Source organism: Paenibacillus sp. J5C2022, from assembly GCF_025567625.1.
Lineage (GTDB): Bacteria > Bacillota > Bacilli > Paenibacillales > Paenibacillaceae > Pristimantibacillus.
On the sequence record NZ_JAOQJC010000003.1, the window covers coordinates 256,180 to 281,185 of the forward strand.

18 protein-coding genes are annotated in these 25,006 nt (G+C 51.5%); 7 read left to right on the forward strand and 11 right to left on the reverse strand.

Translation table 11 applies throughout. The features are described from left to right. Window positions 1-112: 112 nt before the first annotated feature. Together M6D81_RS04160 and M6D81_RS04165 are read right to left on the reverse strand one after the other, a co-directional pair. A complete protein-coding gene (locus M6D81_RS04160) occupies window positions 113-1,507 on the reverse strand; it encodes an ABC transporter substrate-binding protein (protein ID WP_262675553.1) in 1,395 nt (464 codons plus the stop codon). A gap of 167 nt (window positions 1,508-1,674) precedes the next feature. Continuing rightward, window positions 1,675-2,724 (reverse strand): NAD(P)/FAD-dependent oxidoreductase, encoded by a 1,050-nt coding sequence (locus M6D81_RS04165; protein ID WP_262675554.1) that lies wholly within the window; start codon window positions 2,722-2,724, stop codon window positions 1,675-1,677. A gap of 200 nt (window positions 2,725-2,924) precedes the next feature. Here M6D81_RS04165 and M6D81_RS04170 point away from each other — a divergent pair, with 200 nt between their 5' ends. Next, window positions 2,925-3,932 (forward strand): ABC transporter substrate-binding protein, encoded by a 1,008-nt coding sequence (locus M6D81_RS04170; protein WP_262675555.1) that lies wholly within the window; start codon window positions 2,925-2,927, stop codon window positions 3,930-3,932. A 165-nt stretch (window positions 3,933-4,097) separates the two neighbouring features. On the opposite strand, the gene M6D81_RS04175 is transcribed toward M6D81_RS04170, so the two are convergent. The 5 genes from M6D81_RS04175 to M6D81_RS04195 all read right to left on the reverse strand — a co-directional run bounded on the left by M6D81_RS04175 (window position 4,098) and on the right by M6D81_RS04195 (window position 15,006). Then, window positions 4,098-7,799, reverse strand: coding sequence for a LamG-like jellyroll fold domain-containing protein (locus M6D81_RS04175; protein WP_262675556.1), 3,702 nt, complete (start codon window positions 7,797-7,799; stop codon window positions 4,098-4,100). 368 nt (window positions 7,800-8,167) lie between these two features. Next, complete coding sequence (locus M6D81_RS04180) at window positions 8,168-9,178, reverse strand: FecCD family ABC transporter permease (RefSeq protein ID WP_410795687.1); 1,011 nt, start codon at window positions 9,176-9,178, stop codon at window positions 8,168-8,170. Window positions 9,179-9,201: 23 nt separating this feature from the next. Further along, entirely contained in the window at window positions 9,202-10,254 is a 1,053-nt protein-coding gene (locus M6D81_RS04185; RefSeq protein ID WP_262675558.1) for a FecCD family ABC transporter permease, read from the reverse strand. Between the two features lie 418 nt (window positions 10,255-10,672). Then, complete coding sequence (gene wsfD, locus M6D81_RS04190) at window positions 10,673-12,115, reverse strand: glycan biosynthesis hexose transferase WsfD (protein WP_262675559.1); 1,443 nt, start codon at window positions 12,113-12,115, stop codon at window positions 10,673-10,675. 1,115 nt (window positions 12,116-13,230) lie between these two features. Beyond that, on the reverse strand, window positions 13,231-15,006 hold the full coding sequence (locus M6D81_RS04195) for an ABC transporter ATP-binding protein (RefSeq protein ID WP_262675560.1): 1,776 nt from the start codon (window positions 15,004-15,006) through the stop codon (window positions 13,231-13,233). Between the two features lie 221 nt (window positions 15,007-15,227). Between M6D81_RS04195 and M6D81_RS04200 the strand changes: the two genes are divergently transcribed. The 4 genes from M6D81_RS04200 to M6D81_RS04215 all read left to right on the forward strand — a co-directional run bounded on the left by M6D81_RS04200 (window position 15,228) and on the right by M6D81_RS04215 (window position 20,631). After that, on the forward strand, window positions 15,228-16,682 hold the full coding sequence (locus M6D81_RS04200) for an ABC transporter permease subunit (RefSeq protein WP_410795686.1): 1,455 nt from the start codon (window positions 15,228-15,230) through the stop codon (window positions 16,680-16,682). Window positions 16,683-16,697: 15 nt separating this feature from the next. Further along, window positions 16,698-18,212, forward strand: coding sequence for an ABC transporter permease (locus tag M6D81_RS04205; RefSeq protein ID WP_262675561.1), 1,515 nt, complete (start codon window positions 16,698-16,700; stop codon window positions 18,210-18,212). 118 nt (window positions 18,213-18,330) lie between these two features. Beyond that, window positions 18,331-20,157, forward strand: coding sequence for an ABC transporter substrate-binding protein (locus tag M6D81_RS04210; protein WP_262675562.1), 1,827 nt, complete (start codon window positions 18,331-18,333; stop codon window positions 20,155-20,157). 24 nt (window positions 20,158-20,181) lie between these two features. Further along, window positions 20,182-20,631: a hypothetical protein gene (locus tag M6D81_RS04215; protein ID WP_262675563.1), complete on the forward strand. Its 450-nt coding sequence runs from the start codon at window positions 20,182-20,184 to the stop codon at window positions 20,629-20,631. Window positions 20,632-20,744: 113 nt separating this feature from the next. Here the strand turns inward: M6D81_RS04215 and M6D81_RS04220 are convergent, their stop codons facing one another. From M6D81_RS04220 to M6D81_RS04235, 4 genes are all read right to left on the reverse strand, one after another. After that, complete coding sequence (locus M6D81_RS04220; protein ID WP_262675581.1) at window positions 20,745-21,611, reverse strand: SDR family oxidoreductase; 867 nt, start codon at window positions 21,609-21,611, stop codon at window positions 20,745-20,747. Then, entirely contained in the window at window positions 21,611-22,117 is a 507-nt protein-coding gene (locus M6D81_RS04225) for a hypothetical protein (protein ID WP_262675564.1), read from the reverse strand. The genes M6D81_RS04220 and M6D81_RS04225 overlap by 1 nt, the downstream gene beginning before the upstream one ends. A gap of 105 nt (window positions 22,118-22,222) precedes the next feature. Beyond that, complete coding sequence (locus M6D81_RS04230) at window positions 22,223-22,798, reverse strand: MarR family winged helix-turn-helix transcriptional regulator (protein ID WP_262675565.1); 576 nt, start codon at window positions 22,796-22,798, stop codon at window positions 22,223-22,225. A 91-nt stretch (window positions 22,799-22,889) separates the two neighbouring features. Then, window positions 22,890-23,105 carry a hypothetical protein gene (locus M6D81_RS04235; protein WP_262675566.1) on the reverse strand — a complete coding sequence of 72 codons (216 nt, stop codon included), beginning with the start codon at window positions 23,103-23,105 and terminating at the stop codon, window positions 22,890-22,892. A gap of 455 nt (window positions 23,106-23,560) precedes the next feature. Here M6D81_RS04235 and M6D81_RS04240 point away from each other — a divergent pair, with 455 nt between their 5' ends. Both M6D81_RS04240 and M6D81_RS04245 read left to right on the forward strand, forming a co-directional pair. After that, on the forward strand, window positions 23,561-24,349 hold the full coding sequence (locus M6D81_RS04240) for a class I SAM-dependent methyltransferase (protein ID WP_262675567.1): 789 nt from the start codon (window positions 23,561-23,563) through the stop codon (window positions 24,347-24,349). Window positions 24,350-24,493: 144 nt separating this feature from the next. Then, window positions 24,494-24,937 carry a cell wall hydrolase gene (locus M6D81_RS04245; protein ID WP_262675568.1) on the forward strand — a complete coding sequence of 148 codons (444 nt, stop codon included), beginning with the start codon at window positions 24,494-24,496 and terminating at the stop codon, window positions 24,935-24,937. Window positions 24,938-25,006 lie beyond the last annotated feature (69 nt).

Here is a 25,006-nt window from a genome sequence, read left to right on the forward strand (position 1 = left end):
GCCGGGCTCTCTCCTTCCTGTTGCAGGTAGTGCTGCATCCTCTTGCCCCGTTACAAGCGGAAGACGCTGCCCACACCAGGGCGGGAAGCGTCTTCTTATCGCATCTTTCGTATTATTGCTCTTTCTCCAATACCGTCTGTACGCTGTCAGTCGCTTTCTTGCCGTCCGCAATTCCCGCGATGATCGCTTGCAGCTGAACTTCCGTCTCCGCATAGACAGGACCGGTAATGACGATCTCGAAGTGGGAGAACTGGCCGCCTACGTTGTTATTCAGATCAACTACTTGCTTTGTGACCGGATTGGTCACCCCGTCGGAAGCGCTGGCCGGAACCTTCATCGATGGCAATACGCCGTCCTCATGCAAGCCGCGCACTTGCATTTCTTCGTTGTACAGATTTTTGATAAAGGCTTTGACCGCCTTCAGCTCGTTCTCGTCCAGATCGGCCGAGAAGCCGTAGCCGTTGGAGTAGTTGCCGTTAATGAAGGTCTGATCGCCGACGCCGTTCGGTACGGATGGGAAGTTAATATAGCCTACATCGGCGGAAGTAATATTTTTCGTCAGATCCTCGTTCTCGAATGCGGACGATCTCCAGCTGCCGTCGAACATCATGCCGGCTTTGCTGTTCAGGAATTCGTTCAGCATCTGGTCATAGCTGAGACCGATGTCGCCTTTCGTGAAGTAGCCCCGCTTCACCCAGTCCGCATACTTGTCGTACGCCGCCACTACGGTCGGATCATTGAATTTCAGGTCGCCGCTATTGAAGCGTCCCACCATGTCCGGTCCCGCATAACGTCCGATCAGCGTATTGATCAGCATGTTCGGCACCCAAGCCGCCTTCGATCCCATGGCGAATGGCGTAATGCCGTTCTCCTTCAGCTTATCCGAAGCCGCTTCCAACTCCTCCAGCGTCTTCGGCTCCGCGATGCCCAGATCGGCGAACAACTTCTTGTTGTAGTAGATGCCTTCCGTGCTGCCTCCGATCGGCAAGCCGTAGATTTTGTCGCCGATCATGAATTGCTCCAGATTGTGGAACTTGTCGCCAAGGCCCAGCTCCTCCAGAATCGGCGTCAGCTCAAGCAGCCGCCCGGCCTCCGCATACTTCTGTGCATCGCCCTTGCCGCCGAACAGATCGAAGATTTGCGGCGGGTTGCCGGTCGTCATCTCAGCAGGCAGCTTCGTATAGCGGTTCACTTGATCCTCTACGCCATCCAGCTCGATTTTCAAGCCCGCTACTTCCTCTTCCGTCTTCTTCACGACATCGTCCAGAATCGCCTTGCGGTTTTTCTGAGCGTCGCCGATCTGGATATGACGAAGCGTAATTGTGAACGGCTCCACCTTGTCCGGCTCCTTCGTCGGATCGGGCTTCTTCGTCTCTGCCGGCTTATCCGTCGCCTCGGAGCCCTTGTTCGTCTCATCTTCCTTCTTGCCGCCGTTGCCGCTGCAGCCGGCCAGCACCATGGATGCGCTTAACATTAGAATCAACATGACGAGCAGACCTTTTTTCATTCTCAAGACCCTCCAATTGACTCGTTAATTTAGCTTGCTTCTTCATTATAGAAGCGCTTACTTGGAAGGAATAGGTCGATATTTCCACGATCAGGGATAAAATCGTCTACAAAAAAACGATCTCCCGGGAGATCGTTTCTGTAGGCGCAACTTGGCGCATATGGGAGCTAGCTCTTATAGAGATGCTTCACCAGCTCGCGGTTCCGCTGCTCGAACACTTCATTGTGCGAGGACACCATCCCGTTCGGACGCGCTTCGGGCTCAATATACGTCTTCGCCCTGTTCACCGCATTCGCCGCGTCCTGGAATGCTCCGGCAATCAAGTGCAGCTTGCCTTCATGAGTCAATATATCGCCTGCGGCATACAGTCCTTCCACCGTCGTCTCGCTGTTGGCTTTGCCCACAATCCAGTAGCCGTCGCGCTGATCAATGTTCAGCCGGCTGTTCTCCAGCAGCTCCTTATCGCGCTCGTAACCATGGTTGATGATGACCTCGTCGATTGCCAGCTCCGTCTCTGCCTCTTCATCCGTATGCTTCAAGACGACCTTCGCAATCCGGTCCTGCTCCGGCGATGCAACCAGCTTCTCGATTGTTGTGTTCAGCAGCAGCTCTGCCGTGCTCTTCTGGAGGCGGTCGATGACAGCCTCATGCCCCTTCAGCATATCGTTGCGGTATGTCAGGTATACCTTGTCGGCAATCGGCTCCAGCTCGCTCGCCCAGTCGATGGCGGCATTGCCGCCGCCGGAGATGAGCACTCGCTTGCCCCGGAATCTGGCCAGTGACTTCACCGTATAGTGCAGATTGCTTACCTCGAACCGCTCGGCGCCTTCTATGTTCAGCTTCATCGGCTTCAGAATGCCTCCGCCTACCGCCAGAAGAACGGTTTTGGAGTAATGCTCTTCGCCCGCATGCGTCTTAAGCTTGAACACACCATCCTCGCCCTTCTCGATCGCAATCACCTTCTGACCGAGTACGACAGTAGGATCGAATGTGAGTCCCTGCTGGATCAGTTGCTTGATCAACTGCTCGCCGGACACCGGCGTCAATCCGCCGACATCCCAGATCATTTTCTCCGGATAGACATGCACCTTGCCGCCAAGGAATGACTGGAATTCAATAATTTTTGTCTTCAAGCCGCGCAGTCCGCTGTAGAATGCTCCGAACAATCCCGCCGGACCACCGCCAATTATCGTAATATCGTATACTTGATTGCTCATTCTCCCGACTCCTTAACTAGTTGGTATGGTAAGCTGTTCCACTTAATTGAAACTGATTATCATTATTATACGCAACTGTCGGCTGCAATACAATATCTTACTCGCATCGCGTTCAAAATTTTCCCTTTGAAATTACTGGACGGCTTTGATATGATACTAATTATCATTTTCACAAATTGCTCAACAAGGAGAGATTCACTGTGTCACGTTACCGCCTCAAGAAATATTTCATTGGATGCCTGCTGCTGGCCGTATTCGTTCTACTTGCGGCATGCGGCAACAATGCTAACTCTACGGCTCCTGATCCGCCCCCTGCGCCTACCCATGCTGCCGATTCCGGCAAGGCATCTAACGAGCCGGCTGAAGCAACGGAAGAAGATACAATAACCTACACAGCCGCCAACGGAGAAGTAGTCGTACCGAAAAACCCGCAACGCATCGTTGTCGACTCCAAAGTATACGTCGGCTATTTCCTGGCACTGGGTATCAAGCCAGCCGGCGTTCCCGAAGAAGCTCTGCATGTGCCTTACTTCGAAGGCCAGCTGGACGGCGTCGAGAGCATCGGCGACATGGACTCTTCGCTGGAACAAATAACAGCGCTCGATCCCGATCTCATCATTACGATTACACGCTCCAAAAACATTGAAAACTTCGAAAAAATCGCACCTACTATCGCCATAGAATACGGTACTAAGGATTACCGCGAGCAGCTGTTGGACTTCGGTAAAATTACCGGCAAAGAAGCTGAAGCGCAAGCCTGGATCGATAGCTGGGACGCCAAAATCGCCGAGCACAAGCCCATGATCGAGGAAGCCGTCGGAGACGGAACCGTATCGATTCTTCAGCCTCACGCAAAGGGCATCTACGCATTCGGCCACAATTATGGCCGCGGCGGGGAAATTCTGTACGGTGAGTTCAAGCTGAAGGCTCCCGAGGTCATTCAACAGGAAGCGATCGACAGCGGAGCCGGCTATGCCAACATCTCGCTGGAGAAGCTGCCGGAATTCGCAGGCGACATCATCTTCACAAGTCCTTGGACGGGGGATGAAGCGAATCCCGATTATGTCTATGAAAGCACGCTGTGGAAGTCGCTGCCGGCCGTAAAAAACGGCAAAGTCTATAACCTGGACTCCAAGTACTCCAATTATAGCGATCCGGTCTCTCTGGAAGCTCATCTGGACTTTATCGTCAAGAGCCTGACCCCTTGAGGTATATACAAGTCACTATATATTTAATTTATTCAACCTAAAAAGGCGGCGCAGGATGTTCATCCCGAGCCGCCTTTCCGCTTTATTATGAGGGACGATAACCTTCCCATCCCGTCTATGCGGGTGTAGATTGATCAGCGTGCACCTTCTCCATACAATAACTGATTAGCGTGCAGTTACGTTAGCGAGATCGTCTGCAATCATTTTAAGCAATACAAGCACATCCAGCGTATCGACCGTCTGGTCGCCATTGACGTCCGCGATGTCGGTCATCGACTCATCATCGGATTCTAACGCTCCGACAATCAGCTTCAGAATAAGTGAAGCGTCCATAATATCAATCCGGTTATTGCCATCCATATCCCCGATCAATCCGCTTACGATCGTTACAGTCGCATCCGCCGTCACCGCAGGCTCGTAAGTATATTCCCCAGGCGCATTCACGATGAGCACATGTACATTCTCGAAGGAAATTGCGGCTTGCGCTCCGGAGGTCAGATCAGCTTTCGCACGGAACACTGCATTGCCGATGATCACCTCTTCATCTGTGCCCAATGCGGATTCGGACACAGCCGCGAATCCTATCCTGCCATTCACGGATGTACTTACCGCACCCGTCTCCCCGAAGCCCGCAAGCTCAAAGGATTCCAGTGTCAGAAGCTCATCATCGTACAACATTGCGCCTTCGATACCCGCTAACTGCGAGGCACGTTCAACCTTGACCGGCAGCGTGAATATGTCGCCGCTGTGTACCGTTAAATCCTCAGCGTATAGCTGTACAGGTTCTGCCGGAGGGTTCTCGGCCGACACACCGGTAAAATCGATTTCGCTCATGCTGGTAAAAGTGCCGGTGCCGTACGTGCTGTTAATTACCAATTTCACATAACGTCCTTGAAGCTCCTTATCCAGAAGGGTGAAATCCTGATACACATTCCCTTCCGCTGTCTTGCCAAATGTGCCGCTCGCCCGATTGGCCTCATCGGCAAGGTAGTCCGGATCGCTCAAGTCAGACAGCTCGTCCGAGGCGTATAATTCGAATTCCCGAGGGAACTCCATAGCCGTCAATCTCGGTCGGCTAGTCCGCTGGATACCGCTCAGCTTGAAGGACTCCTTCATATCAATGATAATCCAATGCGGGAAGTCGGAAGCGGGCTCCTGCCAGCGGGTATGCCACAAGGTGGAGTAATCTCCATCCAAAATGTAATGAGGCAAGTTGTCCTCATAGTCGTCATATGAGCTGTAAGAGTCAATCGTAAAGGCATCCTTCGGAATAAACGAATACTGTATCGAATCCTGAGCTTGAAGCAACGCCCATGTCAAATCAATATAGACTTCGTCGATGCGTGCTGCTTCATCCTCTTCGGTCAATGCTTTGGCAGCTTTAACCAATTCTTGCAGCTCATCCATGTTCGGAACGGACAATCCATCTGTACCTTCGATGTACGAGACGAATTGTTCCGCTTCTACCAGCTTCTCGGATAACTGCTCATAGGTATGCGCCTCCGGATACAGATTAAGCTCCATGGAGAATTGATTTTTCTCACGATACAGTTGGTCGTTTTTAACCGAATACCAGTTCACGTCCACGTTGTTGCTGCCTTCTTTAAATGTCAGCAGCATGAGCATGCCAAGATCTCTGGGCTGCATGAACTGTCCGTCCGCCAGCAATTGATTAACGGCGCTGCCATATTTATTGCTGTCTTCCCGGAGTACGATATCCGGATATCCGATATGCCCCGACAACACCATGATGACATTGTCATGCCTGCTGATGAATTCATTGAACATATCGTCGCCGTTGTTCGCGTCGCTGATATAGGCATTGGGGTGATCAATATGATCATGGCTGATATGCTCCCCATTGTGATACATGTAGGCATGCGTCGTCATGATCACGCGTTTATCCGGATTGGCCGCCACCATTTCATTCGCCCAGTCCAATACTTCGTCATTCGGTCCGAAGCCCAGGGAGACGACCATGTACTCCACATCGCCGATATTAAAATAATGATACGCATTCTCCATATTGCCCTCGACATATGCGCCGCCGAAGGTAGGCAATTGCGAGTATTTGCTATATGGGAAGTACTTGTTGTAATTGGTATAATCCCGTGTAAGCGTCGATTTGTTCAATATGACATCATGATTGCCCGGAGGCAGTACATAGGGGACAACGCCATCCAGATACGAGTAGGCTTCAGACGCCACTGCCCATTCCGCCGTGCTGTTCGGCGTATCCACAATATCGCCTACGCCGATTGCAAGCTTAATGTTCATCTCGTCGGCATGATCCTTCAGCCACGTCGTATACCCTTTCAGCGCATCTGGAAACAGTCTTGCCAGATACTGCGTATCCGGAACGACCGCGATCGTATAATCCCCTTCCGCGAAATTAGGGTCCAGCCAGTTGTACGCTTCATCATCATATATATATCCGTCATTCGAGTTCACAGAGGAATCCGGATAGAGACCGTCAACATCTGTTTCCAGCCTCCAGTTCCCAATCAGTCCCGCTTCATTGCCTTGCAGAGCAACGTTGTGATGGGATTTGATTTCTTCCTCCGTTCTGGCTGTCGACCATACGCGCACATCCGCAATCTGTCCCTTGAAATTCATCTTAGGCGTGCCGTCCGATTCATATCCGCTATAATCCGAGCCGATCTTAGGCTCGCGAGCGAGATTATCTGTCGGAATTGGTGCCGTCAATACCTCTTCATCCATCTTCTCTCCGTTAATATAAGCGGAGACCGTATTCTTCTCATCGTCCAATACCATCGCTACATGAACCCAATCGCCGACATTTACATTTACATTCGCAATATAATTGATCTCATAGTTTTTGTGAGCTCTCCAGAACAGTCTTGGATTGCCGTTACTTCCGATTTCGAAGCTCAAGCGTGAGACGTCGTTATAATAGAAGCTCTCATTGTTGCCGAATATGGTTCCAACCGGCAAGCCGCTTGACGTGTCGGCCGGCACATTCACCCATGCCTCTACCGTTCGAGGCGAAGCCGCCAATCGCTCCTGTACCGCTATTTCTAATTGACCGTTCGAGAAATCAGTTCCCGTCCCTTTGAATTGACTTTCATAAGGCATTTCAATTTCAAAAGACTTTTCGAAGCCGTAAGGTGTACCGTCGATGTTGCCCGCTTTATCATACACTGTATCCACCGTCGGTTCCTGCAGAGAACTGTCCAGTATCCAGGCGTGCATCAGTCCTTCTTCGTCACCTTGCATGTCCGCATCGACATTTGTTTTGAGCTCATCCAGCGTACGAATGTCGCTCCACAATCGAACCTCCGCTACTTCCGCTCTCATATGCATTTGATCACGCGTGTCTTTCCCGATGCTGTGCAGGCTTTCCAGTGCAACCTGCTCGGGCAACTCCAAATTGTCGAATGTCGCGACCACGACTCCGTCTTGAATGAGCGAAACTTTCTTGTTCGCCACATCTCTTGTCACGGCCAGATGTGTCCACTCGCCCGTCGTAATTGCAAGACCGGTAGTGGATCGATCAATCAACTTGCCGTTCGACAATTCATAATATCGGAATTGATTGTCGGCCTTAATCTCGATATTAAAGTTGGATTGCGCGCCTGAACGGTAATTGCCGAACAAGATTTGACGCTGACCCGGATTCTCTGCGAATTTCGCACGAATCTCGAAGGTGGAAGGCACATTGCTCAGCAATGACTTTAGCTCCACAGCGTTTTTCCTAGCTGGGTCAAAAAACACCCCTTCCCACTCAAGAGTCTCCGCCTCTTGTTCGGGAGCCGCATTTTCTGCTTGTACAGAAGTGATTAAAAATCCTTGCATAAATAAGATGACTGCTAAAACCATTGCCAGCGTCGTTTTTACCGTTTTCATATCCTTTCTCCTCTCATTAATTACGGATTTCTCTCTATCGGATTCGTCTCATCCTTATTCACTCCGTATCGCCTTATATCGCTCACCCTTTCCAATGGACAGATATGGCGGTCACCATCCGGTCTGATCAGTCACATAGCGAATATGAATGACCTCCTCAAAGTATATAGAAAAAAAGCATTTTCAGGCAATATAAATAAGCATTTTTGCATTATCTTAACAATTAAACAGCAAAAAGAATTATTTTATAGCAAAAACACGAAAACCCATAAAACTGACCGCATATATTTACAAAACAAAAAAACATCCGCCACCAGATTTCTGGAAGCGGATGCTTGCTTGGTATTTATATTTCGAAAAATAGTGGTCTACGATCGCGAACGAGCCAGCAAGTACAGGAAGTACGGCGCCCCAATGACCGCAGTAACGACGCCTGTAGGTATCTCGCTCGGCTGAATGACCGATCTGCCGATTGTGTCTGCTGTCAGCACGAGCAGCGCTCCCGTCAACGCCGACGCCGGAAGCAGCAGCTGATGCTTCGGTCCGACCAAGCGCCGAGCCAGATGCGGTCCGATCAGTCCGACGAAGCCGATGCCCCCGCTAACTGCGACGCATGAAGCGGCAAGCGCAACACCTGCCCCTAGCAGCTTCACCTGTTCGTGGGATACATTGGCTCCGAGACCGGTAGCCGTACTCTCCCCGAGATTCAGCACATTCATTGTTTGCGCCTTGAGCATCACGTACGGCAGCAGCACGCATATCCAGGGCAGCAGCGAAAAGACAAACTCCCAATTCGTCCCCCAGATGCTGCCTGCCAGCCAGGTTGCCACGAACTGATACTTGTCGGGGTCAAGACGGAGCGTCATGACAATCATGGCGGCGCTAATGCCGGCCGCAACGGCGATGCCCGTCAGCAACAGACGGTTGGGCGACAACCCTTGATGACGCTTGTAGGCCAGCGCATAGATGAGCACTGCCGTAAGCCCTGCTCCTATGAACGCAAGCACAGGCATAAGAAAGACGGGAGCAGCCGCTGTCGTCGGGTAGAAGGAGATGAACAGCATAAGCATGAGTCCCGCGCCCGCGTTAATGCCCAATATGCCGGGATCGGCAAGCGCATTGCGGGATATGCCCTGCATAATGCAGCCGGATACAGCCAGCCCCGCACCGATCAGGACTGAGATGACGATTCGCGGCAGACGGAATTGCCATAGGATCAAGACTTGCTTATCCGTTCCGAAGCCGAACAGTGTCTTCAGCACTTCAAGAGGCGTCAGGCGAATATGTCCCGTATTCATGCTTATGATGAATACAATGATAATGAGCGCGCTCATGATGCTCATCACCATCATGCCCCTGCGCAGTCTTCTGGCTTCCATGCTTTCAGCAGAGATGGGATGCATTACAGCTCCCTCCTTTCTTGACGGGCAAGATAGAGGAAGAACGGCACCCCGATCAAGGCAATAACGGCGCCGATCGGCGATTCCTCCGGAGGATTAACCATTCTGGACCCCAGATCGGCGAGTACGACCAGAAGCGCGCCTATGACGGCTGAGCAAGGAATAATCCAGCGGTAATCCACCCCGACAAGCTTCCGGGTCAGATGGGGCACGATCAGCCCGACGAAGCCGACGGCACCGACGATAGAGACAGCCGAGCCCGCCAGAATCAATACGACTACGGAACACAGCAGCTTGACCAGCGCCGTGCGCTGTCCCAATCCGCGCGCCACATCATCGCCCAGACTAAGCATCGTGACCGATCGGGAAAGCGTCATCGCCAGTATAAGGGCCATTCCCACCCAAGGAGCCATCACCTTCAGCTGTCCCCAAGTCGTGCCGGCCAGTCCGCCCGCATACCAGAAGGCAATGTCCTGTCCGATACGGAAGTACAACTGCAACCCCTCGCTCAATGCGACGAGCAGTGCGCTTAACGCCGCTCCGGCAAGCACAAGCCGTACCGGCGTAAGCCCCCCTTTCGCAAGCGAGCCGATTCCGTATACAATTCCGGCAGCCGCTCCGGCTCCTATGAAGGAATACATAATGAGATGCATGAACGGCAGCCCCGGGAAGAAAGCGAAGCATATCGTCAGGGCGAAACCGGCGCCTGCATTGATGCCGAGCAACCCCGTATCAGCGAGCGGATTGCGCGTCATCCCTTGCATGATCGCTCCGGATACGGCGAATGCGGCCCCTACCATCGCGGCTCCGAGCACTCTTGGCAAGCGCAGTTCCTGTATAATTTGATGATTGGTCAGATCGGGATTGAAGCGGAAGACGGCTTCCCATACGACCGGAAAGTCGATATTCGCAGCTCCGAAGGAGATCGCAGCAACCAATACCGCAGCAACGATTGCGAGCCCGCCGGTTAAGATGAAGGTCGCCATCCAGGGACGGCTTCTGATGGGAGCTATCTTTGACTCACCCTGTATGTCTGTAGATTGATTAGCAGTCATAATGCCTCCTATGTATTTTGATAATAATTATCAATATCACCACTACAGAAGTATAGTCCAAAAAAAGGATGAATTCAAGGGCTAGTTTATGACTAGATCAATAGCAATTGCGTTATGAGCGTTGTACCTGCGGCACAGCAAAGCAGCCAAACCCGATGAGGGTTGGCCGCCGGCGGAAAACATTTCTGACGCTGCAATATTGCTGATGATATAACTCCTGTCAAATTGCATTGTGACTCGCTGATGCATTGTGACTTGCCGTTGCATTGTGACTTGCTGTTGCATTGTGACTCGCATTGTGACTTGCTGTTGCATTGTGACTCGCATGCAGACATGCATAAGCCGCATATAAACACTTCTGCCGCATAAGTGATCAATCGCAACGAACTAGCCGTCTCGCTGTCTCATTGTCTCGCTGCTATCGCACTTGCCGCGACGCCTCCCGTGCGTTCCGCAGCCCGCTTGCCATCCGATGCACCAGCCAGACGATACTGGCGACAATCATCATATCGAATGCAACATTGAACAGGAACAGATGCTTGCTAAGATCGGCCCGCCCGTCGCCGAGCACGGGAATCATGAAGCTGAATATGCCCGTCAAGCCCAGCAGCACCAACAGTTCAATCCGAACCCGGACGCGAGTCTCTCTGCTGCGGAGCCATTCCGTTATGGCAACCGCAAAGTACAGCCCGAAAAATACGGCAATAAACCAAAGCTGATTGGGCATATCGTATCTTTTAAATTCGCTCCATCCGCTAAAGAAGTAAGATAGCGCTCCCGGCGGCTCTCCCTCCGATTTCAAATAGTTCCCCAGATAATACGGTCTGATGTTCATGCTGTGTTCCGCCGCGTATTCCAGCAATCCTATTAATCGGCCCGGATTGTTCATATAGAACAGCACGACGTCGACATGGGATATTCGGTCGTAGAAGTCAGCTTTCAAAGACGGATCGTTCTGCGGAATAGCCGTGCCGCTCTGGAAATAGTTCGTGTCGGCCAGCACGGACAGATGCGACGGCAGACCAAGCTGCTCCAAATCCCCTTCCACATCCGGAGAATCGTACAAGATGCCGAAAAATATAGTCTGATACATATTGATATGCTTAAAATCTTTAGGCGCCCCCACATACATGACGACCGAAGCCAGCACCATTGCGCCGGACAAGAACAGCGCAAGCTTGCGCCACTTTCTCTCCTCCTTCATCCATGCATAACGAAGTCCGATCAGGGCAAAGCCGATGCCAAGCGGAGCATTTTGCGTTTTGGAACAGACGAGAAACAGCACGCAGACAAAAAATAAGACAAGAAGCTTCCTGGAAGGAGATTGCAGATGGGTCAGCATCAATCCCGTTCCGATCGTAAGCAGCAGAAATACGAACGATACCGGCTCCCCGAACAAGGAATTGAAATAAGCCAAATACCCAATGTCCGTAAACAGGAATACCATCAATGCGGCAAGCGTCACGGCTGTTATTCCGCATCGAGTCTTGTTGTATTTCATAATGATATAACCGGCTGCCAGCAGCAGAACCACATAGATGAATCCCAAAATACGAATGTCGAAGGCGGAGCTGTTCAGCAGTTGCCCTGCGAACCTCGCAATCGTCACCAGTAAAATTTGTGTTGAAGGATAGAATCCGCGAAAAAAATCATCATAGGCAAACAATGCATGCGCGTAGCTAAAGAAACGGTCGCCATAGGACTCCATAGCGTCATAATAGTTCAAGCCAGCCGTTCCCATAATACGAAGAAAATCGCCGTTGTCCGCAACGCCAATGAACGGACCCAGGAACAGAAGCCATACGGCTATGCAGCCAGCTGCCACTACGTATATATTTTCTATTACAAAGTATTTCTTCATCTCCAAATCTCCTGTTCCACAATAGGCCGCTTGGAGGGCCCGTATTAGATTGGTGTATTGTGTATTGATTTGATTATTAAACTACGAATTTTCATGTATTTTAATAGTGCGTTTCTATTTTTTCATGTTATTTATGTATATTTTTTACGGCTAACTACTTCCACTTAATTCTGAATTTGTACGATTTTTCACACAAACTACTCTCTCCAGAGGCTCGACTCTACACTTTTGTACGATTTTTCACACAAACCACTCCCTCCAGACGCTCGACCCTACACTTTTGTACGATTTTTCACACAAACTACTCGCTCCAGACGCTCGACTCTACACTTTTGTACGATTTTTCACACAAACTACTCGCTCCAGACGCTCGACCCTACACTTTTGTACGATTTTTCACACAAACTACTCGCTCCAGACGCTCGACTCTACACTTTTGTACGATTTTTCATACAATCCACTCGCTCCAGAGGCTCGACCCTACACTTTTGTACGATTTTTCACACAAACTACTTGCTCCAGACGCTCGACCCTACACTTTTGTACGATTTTTCACACAAACTACTCGCTCCAGACGCTCGACCCTACACTTTTGTACGATTTTTCACACAAACTACTCGCTCCAGACGCTCGACCCTACACTTTTGTACGATTTTTCATACAATCCACTCGCTCCTGACGCTCGATCCTACACTTTTATACGATTTTTCACACAAACTACTCGCTCCAGACGCTCGACCCTACACTTTTGTACGATATTTCATACAACCCACTTGCCTCTCTCAGGAATATTTCACCAAGTTCTTCCGACCTCTTCACTATCTAACCCCTTCACTCAGAAACCACATGCTGCTTGCCCGATCCTTCCTGAACTGATGGGAGAGCGAGGCTTCTTGAAAAGGAGCACTGTCCGACAACAAAAAGGATCGGCATTCCGCAATTGCGCCAACCCAATTCAGCTAACGAATAGCTTCTCTTGGTGCGATTACGGAACGTCGATCCGATCCCTACTTATGCGCGCTATCCCTAGTTACAATAGCTGTCCGGCCCCACTTTAGAATATACATAAGCTCAACCAACACAGCTCAAGAGAATAGAATGCTGATGACAAAAAACTATGTCCTCACTGCCACCCAATGACCAGGTTTCACTTCTGTAAATACGGAATCACGAAGGCCGTACAAGTCTTCGTCCATAATCCCGGCGCGGTCGCCCACTCTATGGCCAAGACCAGCCGCAGACGATGCGGCCGCGTACTTGTTCGCTTCCACACGAGGGTCCGGCACCGGCACAGCAGCCAGCAGCGATTGCGTATAAGGATGCATCGGATTGGCATACAGCTCCTCGCTCTCCGCCAGTTCCACCAGCCTGCCCTTATACATGACCGCTACCCGGTCGCTAATATGCTTCACCATCGACAGGTCATGCGCTATGAACAAGTACGTCAAGCCCAATCTCCGCTGCAGCTCCTCCATCAACTCCACCACCTGCGCCCCGATGGAGACGTCCAAGGCGGACAGCGGCTCGTCGCAGACAATGAATTCCGGCTCCACAGCCAGCGTTCGGGCGATACCGATCCGCTGCCGCTGCCCGCCGGAAAATTCATGCGGATAACGCAATGCGTGCATCGGGCTTAAGCCAACCATATCCAGCAGCTCTTCGACTCGCTTCAGCCGGGATTGCCTGCCTGTTGCCATGCCGTGCACATCCAACGCTTCGCCGATAATGTCCACAATACGCAAGCGCGGATTCAAGGAAGCGTACGGGTCCTGGAAGATGATCCCCATATGACGTCTCATCCGCTTCATCTCCGAACGGTTCAGCAGATGGAGAGGAATGCCCTTGAACAGCACTTCGCCATCCGTCGCCTCGTGCAAGCGGAGAATGGTGCGGCCCGTCGTCGATTTGCCGCTGCCGGATTCCCCGACAAGGCCCAGCGTTTCCCCTTTTCGAATATCGAAGTTAATATTGTCCACAGCCTTTAACCTCTGCCCTCTGCCCAGATCGAAGTACTGCTTCAGCGAACGCACCTGAATAAGAGGCATATTGTCGGCATCCTGGTCATCGGAACGCACAGGCGCGGCCTTCGGTTTCTTCTTCTCGTCCAATCTCGGCAGAGCCGCCAGCAGCCGCTTCGTATACTCATGCTTCGGCGCATAGAATATCTCCTCCGTCGTGCCCGTCTCCACAATCTGTCCTTCCTTCATTACGACGACGCGATCGCACATGCCGGCCACGACACCCAGATCATGCGTAATCAGAATGATGGATGTGCCCATCTCCTGCTGCAGCTGCTTCATCTGCTTCAATATCTGGGCCTGAATCGTCACATCCAGCGACGTCGTCGGCTCGTCCGCGATGAGCAAGGAAGGACGGCACGCCATCGCGATGGCAATCATCACGCGCTGGCGCATGCCACCGGAGAACTCATGCGGATACTGCTCATAACGCGTCTCCACATTCGTAATCCCGACCATTCTCAGCAGTTCCAGCGCCTCCCGCTTCGCCTCGCCTTGACGCAATCCCCGGTGCTTGATCAAGCTTTCGGCAATCTGCTTTCCGATGCGCATCGTCGGATTCAGAGAGGACATAGGGTCTTGGAAGATCATGCCGATATCCTTGCCCCTGATCGCTTCCATCTCCCTGTCCGACTTCTCTGCTAGATTCTCGCCTTGGAACAGCACTTCTCCGCCCTTTACCATTGCCGGAGGAGAGGGAAGCAACCGCATAATGGTACGGGCTGTCACACTCTTGCCGCTGCCGGATTCGCCGACGATGCCAAGCGTCTCCCCTTTCCTCAACTCGAAGCTGATATCCTTTACCGCTTCCACTTCCGTATCGTGGGCGAAGAACGATACCGATAGCTGTCTCACTTGCAACAGATTAGCCATATGTTCACCTACAATTGTTGTTGTTAGTATCCAATAATTACTATATAATTGAGCCAATATACACGACAATGCCTGACATTGATCGGTTTCCGACATTTTACATATACTAATCGCGTATTGACAATCCTTTAACCCTAAAATAAAATCTACTATATTGATCGGAATAATGCAATTGATTCCGAAAATAGTGGAAATTAATGGTCAAACAGGAGGCGAGAAAGTTGACGGCAACAACAGAACGTACACAGAGCACTTTTTCCCGCTTCACCAATAGATTGAGCAATACTTATCGCTCCATGCTGCCGCATCCGGCATACCGTTTTCTTCTATATATATTGGGAGCAATTGTACACATCGCCGCTTGCTTCATCTATCTGTACCGCCGAACGCAGCCAAGCGGCTACGCGAAGCTTCGCGAGGAGACGGAAGCCGCTCTGGCCGCCTCCGGCTACATGGAGAAGCTGGCAGCGGAACTGGAGGAGCAACTGCGCCGCAAAGCGACGTTCTTCGCTGAAACAATTGATGAAGCCCGGCTTAAGAAGGAAGCGCAGCGACTTGCTCAGCAGAATTTCAATCGTCATACCGAGCAAGAGGTCGAGAAGCAAACCCGTCTGTCCGGCATCAGCCCTGTGACTTTTTCGTCTACGATGCAGTCGCTGCTGGAACAGCCGTTATTCCTCATCTTAACCTTGCTTCCCGGCTTGTTCATGTACGCACTGATGGCGCTATACAGCAACCCATACTTGAAATATATCATGGAACGGCTGTTCATGACGATATTTGTTATTTTTGGCGTGACGATTATGGTGTTCACCATCCTGTACATATCGCCAATGGACCCTGCCGCCAATATTCTTGGCAATACGGCGACAGAGGAACAGATTGCCAACTTCAATGCCATCTACGGACTTGACCAGCCTTATCTCGTGCAGCTGTGGAATACGATAAAGGGCATTCTGACATTCGATCTGGGCAGATCCTTCGCCGGCAACGAGAACGTTACGGCTGCCATCGCGAACAAAATTCCGGTCACGCTCACGCTGACCATAATTGCGACAATCGTCGCCGTCATCATTGCATTGCCAATCGGTATCCTGTCCGCGACGAAGCCGAATTCCTTCATGGACTACTCGTTCATGTTCATCGCGCTGATCGGACTGTCGATTCCGAACTTCTGGCAAGGTCTGATCTTCATCCTGAACTTCTCGATCAAGCTGGATTGGCTTCCCGCAACTTATAATCCGAACGACTGGATGTCCATGATCATGCCCGTCGTCGTGCTGGGCACGGCATTGACGGCCGCTGTGGCGCGGATGACCAGATCGTCTACGCTTGAGGTTATTCACGAGGATTATATCACAACAGCCAAGGCGAAGGGACTGTCCCGCAGCCACGTGCTGTGGAAACATGCCGTTACCAATGCGCTGATCCCTATCGTAACCGTCATCGGTCTTCAGTTCGGCGGCATGCTGGGCGGCGCTACGGTAACGGAGAAGGTATTCAACATTAGCGGCATCGGCAGCTATATCGTCGATAAGCAGTTCATTCCCGACATCCCCGCCATTATGGGCGGTGTCATCTATATCGCCATCGCAATTTCCATTATCAACGTGCTGGTGGATATGCTGTACGCCTTCCTTGATCCTAGAATACGCTCAAGCATGAAACAACAGTAAAGGGGGTGCATGCCCGTGACGACAACGACATTCACACGATCCAAGCAGGAGGCAAGCTTCCGCCTGAAATCGAGCCAGGAGTATGGGCAGGCCGGATTCGCCGGCGTCCTCTCGCTCGCGTTGACGCTTGTGCTGCTAATTAACAGCTTCCGCTGGGAGGACGGCAGCGTCAAGCCTGTTATGCTTACAGTGGCAGCCGCCTACTTGTTCTTCACATTGCTGCAGGGCATCGCCTTCCTGCTTATCCGAAGGGATCTTCTCCATTACGGTGAAATACGCAAGTCGACCAGAGGGTTGGGCTATGTGTTATTGCCCAGTCTGCTGACCGTCAACCTGTTCGCAGGGATGGCGGCCTTCCAGCTCATCAAGCGCAGGCCTAATGCCCTTTATGTCCTGGCCGGTTATACCGTTATTACAACATTGCTGGTATTCGGCTTGTCCGCGCTTAACCTATTCAAGCCGTACGTAGCTGACAACTTCCTGCTGGGTATGCTGCTGCTGCTCGTCGCGGCGGGCATTCAGCTGATCTCGCTGCTGCTTATCGCGAGGTACGGCGACAGGGACCAGCTTCCGGGCTGGATGGCGATCGTAGCGGTCGCCCTTATCGCAACCGCGCTGCTGGGCAATCTGTTCGCGCTGTTCCTGGGCGCTCTTCTTCTGGCGAAGCTGCGCGACAAGGGACACACTTCCGGCTCCAAGATGAATGATGTCATTGACCGGCTGTCCAGAAGCTCCACATCCATGCTGGGACTGTTCTTTATCGTTTTCCTGTTCTCGATCTCCGTCAACAGCTATATGACGTTCGATTACAGTCTGGCGATCGACAACAATTACAGCGCGATTCTGCAGCCGCCCAGCCTGACCTATCCGCTTGGCACGGACAACTACGGCAGATGCCTGTTCTCCCGCATCGTATTCGGGGCGCGAATCTCGCTCGTGGTCGGCTTCCTGTCCACCTTGCTGCCTGTTATCGTCGGCGGAACGCTTGGCGCGATCTCCGGTTATTACGGAAGAAGAACGGACAACCTGATTATGCGGGCGCTGGATATTCTTTACGCCATTCCGGCCATGCTGCTTGCGATCGCCATCATTGCCGCCTTCGGCGCAAGCACGGTCAATCTCATTCTTGCCCTCAGCGTAGCCGCTATACCGACCTACGCCCGTACGATGAGAGCGAACGTCATGCTTGTAACCACGCTGGAATATGTGCAGGCGGCCAGAGCGTTCGGCTCCAGCGACTTCACCATTCTGTTCAAGCATATCGTGCCGAACTCCATCGCGCCAATGATCGTCAAGTCGACGCTTACAATCGGCGGAGCCGTCATCGCGACCAGCAGCTTGAGCTACCTGGGTCTTGGCGTAGAGCCGCATATTCCGGAATGGGGCAATATTCTGAAGCTGGGAAGCGCGTATTTGGAGACGCATTCCTATACGGCCATCTATCCCGGCCTCGCCATCATCGCGCTCGTATTGTCCTTCAACTTCCTGGGCGACGGCTTGCGGGACGCGCTTGATCCGAAGCTGGACTAACGAGAGGGCAACCGCCACCTTTGGCAACCGCATGCGATTCGCTCCGCTGCTATAGTACCGGAACGATGCGCATGTTGTTCATAGATATAATGCATGATTACATTTAGGAGGGGTCAACATGACAACAAGAAAGCTGCTCATCCCATTGCTGCTTATCCTGGCGCTGATGCTCAGCGCTTGCGAAGTGACAACGAAGAAAGACGTATCGGACAATACCGACGGAGACAAGAAAGAAGAAGTAACCGACAACAGCAAGGTAGATATTGAGCTGCTTGGCATGCAGAGCAACGAAGCGGACATCAATATCGTGCGCGACCAACTGTCCAAGAACGGCTTCAACGTGAAGCTGAATCTGCAGCCGGACTACGGTACATTCAAAGCCCAGCAGGATGCGGGCAACTATGATATCGCGCTTACCGGCTGGACGACGGTAACGGGCAACCCGGACTATGCGGTACGCTCCCTGTTCACAACAGGCGGCGACTACAGCATCATGTCCGATCCCGAGATCGACGAGCTGGTCAACAAGGCATCCACCGAGACACCTGACAAATATGTCGATACGTACAGAGAATTCGAGCAGAAGCTCGTGCTGGACAAAGCTTACATTGCGCCATTGTTCATCTCCTTCAAGTCGCAAGGCTTGAACAAGGAAGTCATGAAGCCGGAATCCGTCCGCCTGTCGAAATCCCGCTCCATGGCTTGGGACGACATGGATTTCCAGGACGAATCGAAGCGTGACACTGAGACTCTCATCCTTCAACAGACTGCGTCCACGCTGACATCGCTGGACCCGATCAAGGGCAACGACGGCTCCATCAACATGATTAATACGAACATGTATGTTCGTCTGCTCAATCTGACGGACGACGACAAGCTGACAACGGATGCGTCCCTGTCCCGTAACTACGCCATTGCCGAAGGCAATTCCGAGTATTACTTTATTCTGCGCGATGATATTAACTTCGCTGCTATTAAGGACAAGGGCGCGGTGGACACTGGCGAGCGTGTAGGCGCCGAGGACGTCGTCTTCTCCCTGAACCGTGCGAAGGATAAGAACTCTGTACCGGATCACCGCACATACACGCTGCACGAGCATATCGCGAATGCAGAGATCGTAACGGATATCGCCGCTCTGGAAGGACTGAACGTATCCGGCTCAAGCGAGAACGTCAAGACGGTGCTGGAGAAAGGATTGAAGTCCGGCATCTCCGAGCTGGTCGCGGACAAGACGGCTGTCGATAACGCAGCAGGCAAATACCAGGTCGTGAAAGTAACGACAACAAAGCCGTTCCCGCAAGTGCTGAACTATCTGGCTCACCAATCTGCAGGCATCGTGTCCAAGAAGCAAGTGGAGAGCATCAATACGTACGAAGTGGACAAGTTCGACGTGAATAAGGACATTCCTTACGGCGACCAGAATACGGTAACGGAAGGCAACAGCTACAATAACCAGCTGTATGCCAGCGGCCCGTACATCCTGTCGTACAAAAACGACTATGAAGCGATCTTCTACCGCAATCCTGGCTTCGCTCCGGGCACAGAGGACGCCGGTCATATCAAAAACGTGAAAGTGCGCTTCATCAAGGATTATGACAGTACGCTGTCCGCACTCCGCAGCGGAGAAATCCATGTGTTCTATGGCGTGCCGGAGAACAAGTTGGACATCGTGAAGAGCGACAGCAAGCTGGAGCTGCAATCAGAGCCATACAATGCCGTATGGTACCTGATCTTCAATACGAAGGGCCGCGATGTCGCGGAAAGCGTAGATCTGAGGAAAGCGGTGCTGTACTCCATCAATCAGGACGAGTTCCTGGCCTTCTACAACAACAATAAGCTGAAAGCCGTATCCACGGTCAGCCCGCTTGTCGACACAGGGCTGGAAGTGAAGGCAGACGCCGCCAAGGCGAAAGAGCATCTGAACGCCTACAAAGCAAGCAAATAATAACCGAGCTGGAGGGATAGCCCTATGACCGATCATAACGTTGCATTGACCAAGCTGTCCCAATGGGAGGCCTTAATGCTGGAATCGCTGAAGGCGCACGGCTGGAGCGGCGACGAGCTGATCCGGCGCGTGCAGGAGGGCGACCTTCCTGCAGACGATTCCAAGTTCAAGTTCGATTACAGCAGCTTGACGGAGCTGGCGAAGGAACAGCCTGAGCTGTTCCTCGCCGCTGCACTGGACGGCTACCGGATCAAGTACAACACGATCCGCGGTATTTCCAGCTGGATCGAGGTTGCGTTGAAGCAAGAGGCCGAGCTGACGTTGGACCCCGGCAAGGAGTCCGTCACCGCCGCCCTGACTGCCGAAGAGTATACCCGGCTGGCCGAGGTGCTCTCTGTCGGCTGGAGCATTGCCGAAGCGGGACCTGGAGCAGAACCGCTCCGCCCCCTTTACCGTGTTCAGCTCGCAGGCTGACGATCGGCGAACATTATGAACAGCCCGTTCCGCAACTCCGCGGAACGGGCTGTTTTTATCGTCATGTCTCTACTTATACTTCACGATCCGATTAACGAGCTTTTTATAGATGCCTACCGAAATATTTCCGCATTCTCTTGCAGAAATCCGTCAAGCGTTCGCGGCTCTCTGCCGAGCAAACGCTTGACGTCGTCCGTCGGCCTTTCCGGCACCAGCGTAGACATCGTCTGAATTTCCACAACGTGGTTTGCGAGCCACGGGGGCATTTTCACTTGCTCGATCAGATTACGAAGCATCGTTCGAGGCTCCATGTTTATATAGCGAATCGTCTTGCCTAGCAAATCGGATAGCTTATCCGCGATCTGCGGATAGCTATAGATCTCCGTTCCTGTAAGTGTATAAATACGTCCCGCCGCCTCCCGGTTGGTCAGAACCTCTGCAGCAACGTCCGCGATATCCCGACAATCGATGAAGTTGCAAAGCGCATCACCCATGACGCCGAAGAAAGCATCTTGAGCCTTAATCGTCGATACATGACGCAGCAAGTTTTGCATGAACGCATAAGGACGCAATACGGTGCGAGTCACACCGGACTCGTTCAAGACCGATTCGATATCGCGATGCCAGCCGGCGACTGCCACGGGTGAACGTTCCTCGTAGGCGGGACTGGATATTTTGACGATATGCTCGATGCCGGCTTCGGCTGCGAGGCGAATGATCGACACTTCGTATTCGATCTGTCTCGGGCTGTTGGACATGGCCAGAAAGAGTTGCTTCGCACCGACGAACGCACGGCGCAGCGATTCGGGATCGCTGGCATCGGCCGCTTTGACCTCGATCGTGGGCTTGCCTGCACCTCCAAGTTGGGCGCGCAGCTTCTCCGGTTCCCTGCTTAACGCTAGAGCGGGTACCCTAAGATCGCTCAATCGTTTTAATAGTTCGCTCCCTATCGTACCTGTTGCTCCAATAATTGCTATCATCATCTATCTCCTCCGATTAATTTGTTGTTTTTCTCGAACGCCTTGCGCCAACGCCATGTGGTGCTCATGCTTGCAATCGTGGCGGATAACGGAAATTCGATCCAGACGCGATCGAACCATAGCGAATAGTCGCTAAAACCAATCATATCCAGCACATTGTTCGTCACCCATGCGGCATAAAAGCCTAGCGAAGCGCAAATGATCACGAACATAACAACGACCAACAAACGAGGCGGCCTGACAACCCATCGTTTGCTCCTGCCACGCTTGCGCAGCCAAAGTCCCAACAACCATGCGATAAGTGCGGACGTTCCTCCGATTGTGGTCAATGCCGCGAACTGAAGGCTCCTATCGCCCGTGATCAATCCCCCGATGCCTGCCATGACAGCGGGCGAGACATAGGCCATCAGCACTTCGCGCCAAAGTACAAAACCTTTCTCTTTGGAGCCAGTCGATACAAGAGTATAAGCAGTATCCGATTTGTGTGAATGCTCCACATTGCTCATATTGTCACCCCTTTCTTCAATAATGTGCTGCAACTGTTTATATCGCCATATAATTAGGTGACTAACTATATGGCGGTAAATGAGGGCTAGCATAACTAGCCCATTTCACCCTTTCTGTATGCTTCCCTTTCTCTTAGATGCGCCCGGTTCTTCGGTCAATGCCGACATGCCTTGCGTCACCCGGCCTAACAGATCGAGAAACACGCTGCGCTCCTCGACCGTAAGCAAGCCCACCATCGCTTCCAGTCTATCGAAGTGCTCCGATGCCATGTCGCGAAGCTTATTCGCTCCCAGCTCTGTCAAGATGACCGATCTCTGGCGGCCGTCCTTCGAACTGGTTCGGCGCGATACGAATCCGCCCCTCTCGAGATTGTCGATAAGCCCCGTTACGGTAGCACGCGTTACGCCGAGATGCTCCGCCAATTGCGAAGGCAACAATTCGCCTTGATGATCTTCAAGATCCGCCAATAAGCGATACCGGCCCGTCGACAAACCGAATCTGGAGAAGTGAACCTCCGCGGCATGTTCAAGCTTGGCTCCAGCCGCCATCAGCCTCGATGCGACGAGTACGGCTTGCGCATCGACGTCCAGGCCGTAGCGTTCAATCTGGCGCTTCGTTTGGACAAGTGACGGGACAGCAAGACTATGACTATCCGTCATTACGTTTTTATCGTTTGTCATATACATAGTATGGCACCTAACTACTTTTGTGTCAACACATTTTATCCGCTACCATTTCTGATCCCGACTGCCGGCTGCCGACCGCACTCACCTATTCGTACTTCACGATGCGATCTAATTCTCCGTCCCCCTCCCCTGGGGGCAGCTTCAAGTAAAGCGAGCGGGAGTCGCCATTCCAGTGGGGCAACAGCAGGATGATGGCATAAAGCGATGCATTGCGCAGCAGCGTATGGCTATTTTCCAGGCTGTCACCAGCCAGTAGGGTAAGCAGCACCGTGTCGCCTTCTTCTTCCTCCCCGAATTTCATGAGCAACAGCTTCGTCTCATCAGGAGAGAGGCTGAAGGAATAGAGAATGCGTATCCCATCAGAACCGTTCGGCGGCTATATGATTATTTTTGAGAGATAAGAGGCTACTTGGGGCGTGGGTGGGCTACGCTCGGTGGTGCTATGTGATCATTTTGAGCGATAACATGTACTTTTCAAGCTCAATGAGATAGCTATGTGAGCATAATGAGCGATAGAAAGCGACTTACAGACGGACGAGGCACGCTTGGCGGGGCTATGTGACTATTTTGAGCGATAGCGAGACTTTTCAAGCTCAATCCGGTGCCTATGTGAGCATAATGAGCGATAGCATACAGACATGGGAGCGTTCTTTTTTTGTTGAGGGGAAAATAGAGTCAGAAAGAAGTTGACAATTCAATCAGAAATAGTAATATATACCTTCTACGTACGACAAAAATAATCCGGGAGGTATGTGGATGCAAGAAAAACTGGCAATTGCGAACAAGGTCGCGTGGGAAACGAAAGCGTATCAGGCTTGGGTTCAAACGTATGGAACACCTGATGAACTTGCGAGCAAGCTGAGGCTGGAACACAAGCATCATCTTCGGTATTGGTTAAAGTATATTGGTGATCCGACAGGCAAGAGAGTTATTAACCTCCTTGGCTCGCACGGTCGAAAGGCAATTTCCTTAGCATTGCTTGGAGCTGATGTTACCGTAGTGGACATATCTGAAGAGAATCGGATGTACGCAATTCAAACTGCCGCTGCCGTTGGTGTTGAACTCAACTATATCTGCTCTGACGTCTTGAATATCCCGAACGAAGAGACATTAGGCGAATATGACATCGTATTGATGGAATTTGGTATTTTACATTATTTTACAGATCTTAACTCTATTTTTTCTTTAGTTCGTCGCAGATTAGAGAAAAATGGCCGGCTTATCTTGACTGACTTTCATCCTTTCGCACGGTCATGGATGAACACAAATAACTTAAAACAACCAACTGGGAATTACTTTGATGGTAATGTTAGGAAAGGAGAAGTGGCTTTTGCTAAATTGCTTCCCGAAGAAGAACGCTCTGAATTGGGGAAAGTGCTAGTACGAAGTTGGACAGTCGGTGACATTGTAACTGCCATTGGGACAGCAGGGTTATTTATACGAACATTCGAAGAAATACCATGCTCCACAGATCCGCGGTTTCCAGAGTTTTATACTCTTATCGCTGATAAAATGGATATTGAACTATCCCCTTTGCTGCCTTAACTGGAAGCCCCCTTTTTTATGCTTGAAGCTAATTGACAGAAAAGTGTGGTGGAACGGCGATTTCATCACCTCTCTCTTTTGCCAGAGTAACACATTCGCTTCACCTGCAATATGATAAGTCTAGAAATCTAAAGAGGTGAGCCAATGGCAGTCGTGAAAGCCAGGAAACAGGATATTGATATGTTGGCAAGGTTGCTCCGGGCTGAAGCTGAGACAGAAGGCGAAATGGGCATGCTCCTTGTTGGCAATGTTGGCATTAACCGAATAAGAGGGAATTGCTCAGATTTCAAAGATATCCGGACAATTCCTCAAATGATCAACCAACCGCATGCGTTCGAAGCGTTGCAACATAGTTTGTACTATCAAAGTGCAAGAGAGAGGGAGCGCCGTCTGGCGCAACGGTCTGTGAACGGGGAGCGAAATTGGCCAGCCAAATTCTCCCTATGGTATTTCCGTCCAGGTTCGTTCGACAATCCCGGACCATGTCCGCCAACCTGGTATGATCAGCCGCTCGCAGGACGATGGAAGAAGCACTGTTTTTATGAACCAACGGCGAAAGAATGTGAAAACATATATAATACGTATTAATGAACTTATCTCATTAAGTGCCGCATGACATCCTCTCCTCATTAAAATAAGGAGCTTCCTTGTGGAAGT

Excerpts from the sequence above, each read along its gene's own strand:
- M6D81_RS04160 (WP_262675553.1), bottom strand. The coding sequence starts at position 1,507 with ATGAAAAAAGGTCTGCTCGTCATGTTGATTCTAATGTTAAGCGCATCC.
- M6D81_RS04165 (WP_262675554.1), bottom strand. The coding sequence starts at position 2,724 with ATGAGCAATCAAGTATACGATATTACGATAATTGGCGGTGGTCCGGCG.
- M6D81_RS04175 (WP_262675556.1), bottom strand. The coding sequence starts at position 7,799 with ATGAAAACGGTAAAAACGACGCTGGCAATGGTTTTAGCAGTCATCTTA.
- M6D81_RS04180 (WP_410795687.1), bottom strand. The coding sequence starts at position 9,178 with ATGGAAGCCAGAAGACTGCGCAGGGGCATGATGGTGATGAGCATCATG.
- M6D81_RS04185 (WP_262675558.1), bottom strand. The coding sequence starts at position 10,254 with ATGACTGCTAATCAATCTACAGACATACAGGGTGAGTCAAAGATAGCT.
- wsfD (WP_262675559.1), bottom strand. The coding sequence starts at position 12,115 with ATGAAGAAATACTTTGTAATAGAAAATATATACGTAGTGGCAGCTGGC.
- M6D81_RS04195 (WP_262675560.1), bottom strand. The coding sequence starts at position 15,006 with ATGGCTAATCTGTTGCAAGTGAGACAGCTATCGGTATCGTTCTTCGCC.
- M6D81_RS04210 (WP_262675562.1), top strand. The coding sequence starts at position 18,331 with ATGACAACAAGAAAGCTGCTCATCCCATTGCTGCTTATCCTGGCGCTG.
- M6D81_RS04215 (WP_262675563.1), top strand. The coding sequence starts at position 20,182 with ATGACCGATCATAACGTTGCATTGACCAAGCTGTCCCAATGGGAGGCC.
- M6D81_RS04220 (WP_262675581.1), bottom strand. The coding sequence starts at position 21,611 with ATGATAGCAATTATTGGAGCAACAGGTACGATAGGGAGCGAACTATTA.
- M6D81_RS04225 (WP_262675564.1), bottom strand. The coding sequence starts at position 22,117 with ATGAGCAATGTGGAGCATTCACACAAATCGGATACTGCTTATACTCTT.
- M6D81_RS04230 (WP_262675565.1), bottom strand. The coding sequence starts at position 22,798 with ATGACAAACGATAAAAACGTAATGACGGATAGTCATAGTCTTGCTGTC.
- M6D81_RS04235 (WP_262675566.1), bottom strand. The coding sequence starts at position 23,105 with ATGAAATTCGGGGAGGAAGAAGAAGGCGACACGGTGCTGCTTACCCTA.
- M6D81_RS04240 (WP_262675567.1), top strand. The coding sequence starts at position 23,561 with ATGCAAGAAAAACTGGCAATTGCGAACAAGGTCGCGTGGGAAACGAAA.
- M6D81_RS04245 (WP_262675568.1), top strand. The coding sequence starts at position 24,494 with ATGGCAGTCGTGAAAGCCAGGAAACAGGATATTGATATGTTGGCAAGG.